This is a genomic window from Clostridioides sp. ES-S-0006-03 (assembly GCF_020662275.1).
In the GTDB taxonomy this organism is placed as follows: domain Bacteria; phylum Bacillota; class Clostridia; order Peptostreptococcales; family Peptostreptococcaceae; genus Clostridioides.
Genome location: NZ_JADGMM010000019.1, coordinates 52,641 through 59,647, shown reverse-complemented (window position 1 = coordinate 59,647; position 7,007 = coordinate 52,641). Strand labels below are relative to the sequence as shown.

Sequence of the window (7,007 nt, the reverse complement as noted above, 5' to 3'; positions counted from 1 at the left end):
GTATGTCATATAGATTTAGTTTATTTTTTCTAGCTCTTTGATAATATTCAATATCTATGAATATCTTTTTAGTATCTAAAACTTTATTTGCAATATTATTAGAAACAGATAAAAGTTGCACAAAAAAACAAGCCTCCTCAAAGCCTTGTATATTATCCTCATTAATAAAAATATCTGTATCTCTAAACTCATTTTCTATTCTTTCATTAACTGCTATTATAATATCTCTGTTTGTAAGCAACCAATCACCTACCAATCAAATAAATTTGCTTTTGCGCTTGTCATATTTTCTTTTGTTTTTTCAATTCCCTTTTCAACCATAAAAGAACCAGGGACAATGCCACCATTTTTAGTTGAATGGCCATCATTTACTAAAGTAGCATATTCAACCTTATCTTCAACAATATAAGTATCATATTCAGGCTGATTTTCTCCCCATCCATTTTTTAACTTTTCAGTTCTCACAGGTGTTTCATCTCTTATATTTTCTGCTAGTTCTTGCCCAGTTTCTTTTGTAAACTTCTTGATTTTTCTATTAAAATTTGATGCATTTAACTTTAAATCTAAGGCTAATGCTTCAAAAACTCCTAAATTATCTATTCCCATTATATTCTCTCCGCTTCTGTAATAGTTATTTCCATATGGCTTGGATATATATTTGCCTTAGAAACCTTAAATATAGCTTCTTCTCCATGACTATAAGTTGCATTTATAGTGTCGCCTGTTTTTATATCTACTTCTGGTCTACAAAATAACTTTCTATTTATGACTATAACTCCAATATCGCCACTTACAATGGCTTCTTCTTTTCTTGAAATTGCACATGGGATATTCTCAGCTATAATAATATTACTAAAATCATTAGAACATGTTTCTTGATTCCAACCTTTTGACTTTCTGATGATAGTTATTTTATCAAGATAGGTCATTTCTAATATATCTGCCTCTGTCACTTAATCACCCCTTAGTACATATTAACAACACAAAATGGACTTAGAAATTTTTTATCAGCATCAGTTAAAAAAGATGATGAACTTATGCTATTTTCAGCAGTTTGCAATGTTAAAGTATTATATTCTATTTTTGTATCACCTCTAGTTATAGCTTTTAAGTTTTTTTCTAGATTATCAAGTCCACTGTTTTTCTTAAGTTCCTCAAATCTTGAAGATAATATTGATATTACTTTTTCTTCCACAAACCCTTCTAGTGCTATACTTAATTCCTGTCTAGAACAATATTCTAAAACCATTTCACTTATTTTATTTATATAAAGGATTATTAATTTATCATATCTATCATTTTCTATTCCTAAAATTAACTTAATACTATCAAGCATTGTACTCATCTAGTAATTGGATTAATTCTTCTTTAGTTTTAGTTGAATATCCCTTTATATTTTTACCTTTAGCAATTTCCATAAGTTCTGGTTTAGATAGATTAAACAAATCATTAGAGATTGATTTAACTTTTTCGATTTTTTCCTCTTTTTTATCAATATTCTCTTTAGTCACTTCTTCTAAATATATTTTAAATCCCTTTGATGCTAAATTATTACTTTCATATTCATTATTAGCAAGTCTAATAACGTTATCTTTTTTTAATACAAACATTTATTTCACCTCTACTCTTGAGTAGCCTTTGCTTGTTTTACACATGCTCTACAAAGTTTTATTGGTTCATCTAATAGCCATAAATCATGATACTTTCTATAATCTATTTTATAGGCATCAGCTGATTGATTTTGATCTGGAGTGAATATTCTTGGTTTATCTGTCTTAGATATTGCAATTGGAGCAGATGATGGAGTTATTAAACAGTTTATATCTAGTGCTTTTGGCCCTTCCTTAAAACCTCCTGCTGTCTGACCAGATGTTTTCCCATCCATGAATATATATTCTGTTTTCATTCTTTTTGATGGAACTTTTATTATAGGTACATTATCTATAGATTTTACAATTCTTTTTATATCTCCATCACCAAATTCAATATCATCAAGTTGAGTAGACTGTTCTAAGATACTTGCCACTACACTAGACATACTAATAATAAGAGGTATATCACCAGTTGAATCTTGAATTGATGCTATTTGATATTTTAATTCACTTAAGACTGTTGCAGCAGATGCTTCATAAGAATATTTTACACGCTCATCAACCTTAGAAACTTCTGAAAATATCTTTGAGTATCTATATGCATCTATTTCTGGTATAACATGTTGCTTTTGAAATAATCCCATTACAGAAGAGGCATTTACAACAAAGTTTGTTTCATTTACATCCATTGAATCAAGCATAAACTCTCTACTTCTATCCATTTCCATTCTTCTAGTTTCATACTCAAGTGTTATTGCTCCTGGAGCATATCCTTTAGATCTATCATAATCTCCTAAACCATCCATAGATACCTTAGGAATCTTTACTTCTCTACCTCCATCATATATAACTTGACCAGAGTTTTTCTCCATCCATCCAGTAGTTGAACCTACCACTATTTGTGAATCTAATTCTTGTTGAAAAAGCGTTACATATTGTAATACATTAGCCATTTATAAAATCCTCCTCTTTTTTAGAAACTATTTAAACCTTGTTTTATCTGCTTTCTAACCTCTGATAGTTCATTATCGCCTTCTTTTCCAGGTGGTGTATATGAACCATCTTTAATCCTTTCATCTACTCTAGGCTGGATATATTGCTTCATTGAGTTTTCAAAGATATCTATATTTGCATTTGTTTTTTCATCATCATCAGATAGTAGATATTCAATTAAGTTTGTAGGTATTTTCTTTTCAACTAAAATATCCTTATATTTAGAAATCATTTCTGTGTGTCTTTTTTCTTTTTCTAATCTATCCAATTTTTCATTTAGTTCCCTTATAGCCTTTTGTTCCTCTGTTTCATTTGTAGAAGTCCTTTTTAGAACTTCAGCATTTATAAGTGTTTGCATATCATTTTTCTTGAAACGCTCTAACTTTTCACTATAATATTTACTGTTTTCTTTATCCATAAAAGACTTAAAGTTTGAATCACTTAAAATTAAGGATTTAAATTCATCTATCGTAGGTATTTTAAGTTCTTTTGACTTAAACAAGTCTAAATTCTCTAATAAAGAATCTATCTCTGATTCGTCTTCTATATTTTGTAATAGCTCTATCATTTCTCTTTTTTGCATATTTTTCTCCTTTTTATAAATTTAAACATAACAAATACACATATCAAATCAATATGTGTTAAAGAATAGGTATATATTCACATCTACAATAACAATGTTGTGGTAATGAAGGTCTTGATTCATTTACATAAAAAGTTAGACCATTATACATACTACAATCATTACATGTTCTAGAATCTAAATCAGCACAGTACATTACTTTTATAATACCTTGGGTTTTAAAGAAGTACTCATTCACTTCATTTTGGCATCTAGATACTTCAGATTCTACTAACCTTCTTGTTTGACTTGCTCCAGTTGAATATTTATCTCTTATTATTTTCTCTATTTTATTTACAGAAGTTTTTCCATTTAAAAAATTCTTTATTTCTTTTTTAAGAGATTCTTCTATACCTTTTTTATTATTCCAAAGCCTGTCACTCCAATGTTTTCCATCAACCTTATTATTCACTATCTTATTTATAACTTTATTGTTCATATCTTCTATCTTCAGTATTACTCCCAATAAAATTATCAAATTTGAATATTTATTCTTAGATGAATCAGATAAAATAGTTTCTATATCCTTGACTTCTTCATCATAATTGTTAGAATACTCATTTATAATTTTATTAAGTTTTGACCTTAGATTTTTCTTATCTTTATTATTAATATTTAAATATTCATTGATAATATCATGTGTTAGCAATATCTTTGCTATTTCTAGTAGAAGTTTATCTCTGTTTTCTCTTTGATACTTATAAAATGGTTTTGTCCTATTTTCAGCAGATTTATATATATCTTCAGTCAATTTAGTTATAATCTTTTGATTCATCTAATAATATCTCTCCCTCTGAAACTATTTCCTGTTCTTTTTTAGACTTTTCCATTTCTGCGTGAGGATTATCAATAAAACTTAGTTGAGATAATCCGGTTTCAGTAGATAATTTATCTCCAAGTTGACTTAATATATTTGCTACAACTAAATCATCACGTGGTATCTTAGGGGTAAATTTAGCCTTAATATCTTTATAATCATAGTCAAAACCATATTTCTTATTAAGCCAAATACATAATAGTTTATGTCTATTAGATAAAGTATCTGCAATACTATCATTATTTTGACTACAAATCCATTCAGTACTTATTAATCTTGCTATAACTGCTAGGCTTGATGTATTACTTTGCATTTTCTCATTGTGATTTATATGAGATGTAATTTCATACATATTTTCTTTTATTGAAGATAGTGTATTTTGAACAAATGTATCATTCATGTCTTTAATAAGCCACTCTATTTTTCCATCTCCATTAACTTGAAGTATTCCAAGTTCTTTCATCCTTGGCAAATCTTCTTCTTTAATATTACATCCAGAGAAGGTTAAATAAGCATTTCTAAAATCACTAATTTCATTACTTATATCACTTAAATTAGTTTCATAAGCATCTTGTAACCCTTTTATATCATTAAATATTGTATTTTTTCCTAGTTCTTCACTTCTTTTGCAAATTGATATTGGCACATTGCCATCAAATATATTATTTACTGTAGGGCTTTCAACTTCTTTGAAATTTGAATCAAAATGATATATGTATTCTTTATCATATATATCTATATAAATATCATCTTTAAAATCTTTTTTAAATTCTCTAAAAAAATAGATAATCTCTCCATCTTCATTTTCATAATGACAGCCATCTGTTGGTTTTATTATTCTTACTTTCATTTCATTGTTTTTTACATAGTAAAGTTCATAACAAAATCCAAATAATAGTGTATATCTCAATAAATCTGAATCATGCTTTTTACTCCAATGGCAAGTATAGTATTCTAAATCATTTATAATCTTCTCATCACCCAATCTGCTTGTATAGGTAATTTTATTTGCAAGAGAATAAGCGACTTCTTCATTAATAAACTTTTTTAAGAAATTAGTGTTTATCTTATTATTAGACCTCTTGGTAACCATTTTATAGTTACTAATAGCATCTGTTTCACATTTATAATACTTATACATAGTGTTGTATTCTTGCTTTTTTAAACTCCAGTCATCATATATCTCTCTTAATAAATTTAAATCTATTTTCACTTAATGCATCACCTCCATACAATCAAAGACCTAAATTTCTTCTATCTAATAGTGTAATACTTTCATTTACTTTAATATTAAAAATCCTATTTATAAATTCTGCTGATATATCTGGTGCATCATCATGTAGAGAGTACTTTTGTCCTGTAAAATCAAGGATTTGCTGTATAAATTCCTTATCTTCTTCTGCAAAAATCATTTGACCTTTATTTAAAACAGGTATTAAAGTAGAGATTTTATCATCTTTGTTTTTCTTTTGGTGCTCATTAATGATTTCTATATCTCTGTAGTAAAGAATATCATCATTTTTTATTTTAAGTTCTAATTGATTAGCATCTGCACCATTAAATGTATTTTTTTCTATATAAACATGTGTTATATCTGGATACACTTTTAATAAATAAATCATATGGTCTATATATTTATCAAAATCAGTTCTAGCATTTATTTTAGCTAGTTCTGCTAATCTCCCATATAGTAAACCATTATCTGACTCACTCCCAACAAGAAAAGCACTATAGTCATGTTTAGACCCACCAGCAGATGCTGGATCACATAATAGCATTGTCTTTTTGAAGTTATGTGTTTCAATACATTCCCTAGATTCAGTTCTTACTGTTTTAAACCATTTTTCACCTATCGAATTTACATCATTTTGTACTTCCTGTTTAAAAGAGGTTGGGTTTTCATAATAACTTAAAGCCATATCTAAACAATCCCAAAAACTTGGCCACAATATAGGAAATTTCATTTCTTTTTCATTATCCCAGTAAAACTCTTTAGCATCTTCAAGATGATTTGTATTTTTGAAATCAAATAACAACTCTTTGAAATTAAGCCATAAACCAGAATTAAATAATTCATCTACATTATCGACTAAAACTCCTTTTTCACATTTAAACTTCCATGTTGGTAAATTCTTTAGCCTACTATAGAAACATTCTTTATGTTGCAAAGTTCCTAATGCTATAAAAGTTGTTCCTCTTTTTATAGTTTTACCATTTCTTATAACTGGTTTTTGTGCAGCATATTTTACGTCATCAGAAAATCTTTTAAACTTTTTTTCTCTAGCATCTTCTGTTCTAACATTTTCCTCTGACTGATAGTCATCAAGTATGATAAGATCAGGACGATTATTATTGTATTTTCTTCCTCTCATTGGTGATGAAGATGATATTGCTTCAATAAAGGTTTTATTAGTTAATTCTAATTGAGTACTATTACAAATGTATTTTCTATCATTGTCATTTAAAAGTACTCCAAATGCTTTTTTGATATACTCATTTTCAAGTAAAGCATTCTTTATATCTTTTACAAATTTTTCTGCTGTAGAACCTATATCTGAACAAATTAATGTGTACATTTTATGTTTATAACAGTGTGACCATACAGTTGTTGCCAAATCTCCAAATGCACTTTTACCTGTACCTCTTGGATAAATTCTTCCTAATTGTTGTGACCCATCTCCAATTATAGATTCTTGTATGTCTTCCCATAACTCATGATGAACTTTAGCTATAGGTGCAGCAGCATTATCTTCTTTTGGCAGATAGGTATCTTGCATAAAGTACATACAGAAAAATTCTAAATTTATTTTCCCAAGTTGATAAGCAAGGCCATTAACACCAAAAAGATTATTTGCATTAGACTTTATAAGTACATTTGCTTCATTTTCAGCATCTTTTATTGCTGCTCCATTTCTTATAAAAGTCTTTGCTAGATAACTAAATATAAGTTGTATATTTCTTTCTAAATTATCCACTCGTATTT

Annotated in this window: 10 protein-coding genes; all 10 read right to left on the bottom strand. The window is 27.8% G+C overall.

Annotated elements, in window-relative coordinates:
• Positions 1-241: DUF6838 family protein (locus tag IR151_RS18575; protein ID WP_413927374.1), on the bottom strand; the 241-nt coding region annotated here is incomplete at its 3' end.
• Between the two features lie 8 nt (positions 242-249).
• On the bottom strand, positions 250-606 hold the full coding sequence (locus tag IR151_RS18570; RefSeq protein ID WP_227437254.1) for an HK97 gp10 family phage protein: 357 nt from the start codon (positions 604-606) through the stop codon (positions 250-252).
• Positions 606-953, bottom strand: a complete 348-nt coding sequence (locus IR151_RS18565; RefSeq protein ID WP_227437253.1) for a hypothetical protein — start codon at positions 951-953, stop codon at positions 606-608. The genes IR151_RS18570 and IR151_RS18565 overlap by 1 nt, the downstream gene beginning before the upstream one ends.
• Before the next feature lie 11 nt (positions 954-964).
• Positions 965-1,336: a phage head-tail connector protein gene (locus IR151_RS18560; protein ID WP_227437250.1), complete on the bottom strand. Its 372-nt coding sequence runs from the start codon at positions 1,334-1,336 to the stop codon at positions 965-967.
• Positions 1,329-1,610, bottom strand: a complete 282-nt coding sequence (locus IR151_RS18555; protein ID WP_227437248.1) for a Rho termination factor N-terminal domain-containing protein — start codon at positions 1,608-1,610, stop codon at positions 1,329-1,331. Before IR151_RS18555 ends, IR151_RS18560 begins: the two co-directional genes overlap by 8 nt.
• Positions 1,611-1,621: 11 nt before the next feature.
• A complete protein-coding gene (locus tag IR151_RS18550) occupies positions 1,622-2,545 on the bottom strand; it encodes a hypothetical protein (protein WP_227437246.1) in 924 nt (307 codons plus the stop codon).
• A 20-nt stretch (positions 2,546-2,565) separates the two neighbouring features.
• The gene (locus tag IR151_RS18545) at positions 2,566-3,168 is read right to left on the bottom strand and encodes a DUF4355 domain-containing protein (RefSeq protein ID WP_227437244.1); all 603 of its coding nucleotides are present in this window, start codon (positions 3,166-3,168) and stop codon (positions 2,566-2,568) included.
• Between the two features lie 58 nt (positions 3,169-3,226).
• The gene (locus IR151_RS18540; RefSeq protein WP_227437242.1) at positions 3,227-3,982 is read right to left on the bottom strand and encodes a minor capsid protein; all 756 of its coding nucleotides are present in this window, start codon (positions 3,980-3,982) and stop codon (positions 3,227-3,229) included.
• Entirely contained in the window at positions 3,960-5,237 is a 1,278-nt protein-coding gene (locus IR151_RS18535) for a phage portal protein (RefSeq protein ID WP_227437240.1), read from the bottom strand. Before IR151_RS18535 ends, IR151_RS18540 begins: the two co-directional genes overlap by 23 nt.
• Before the next feature lie 22 nt (positions 5,238-5,259).
• Positions 5,260-6,999: a hypothetical protein gene (locus IR151_RS18530; RefSeq protein ID WP_227437238.1), complete on the bottom strand. Its 1,740-nt coding sequence runs from the start codon at positions 6,997-6,999 to the stop codon at positions 5,260-5,262.
• Between the last annotated feature and the right edge of the window lie 8 nt (positions 7,000-7,007).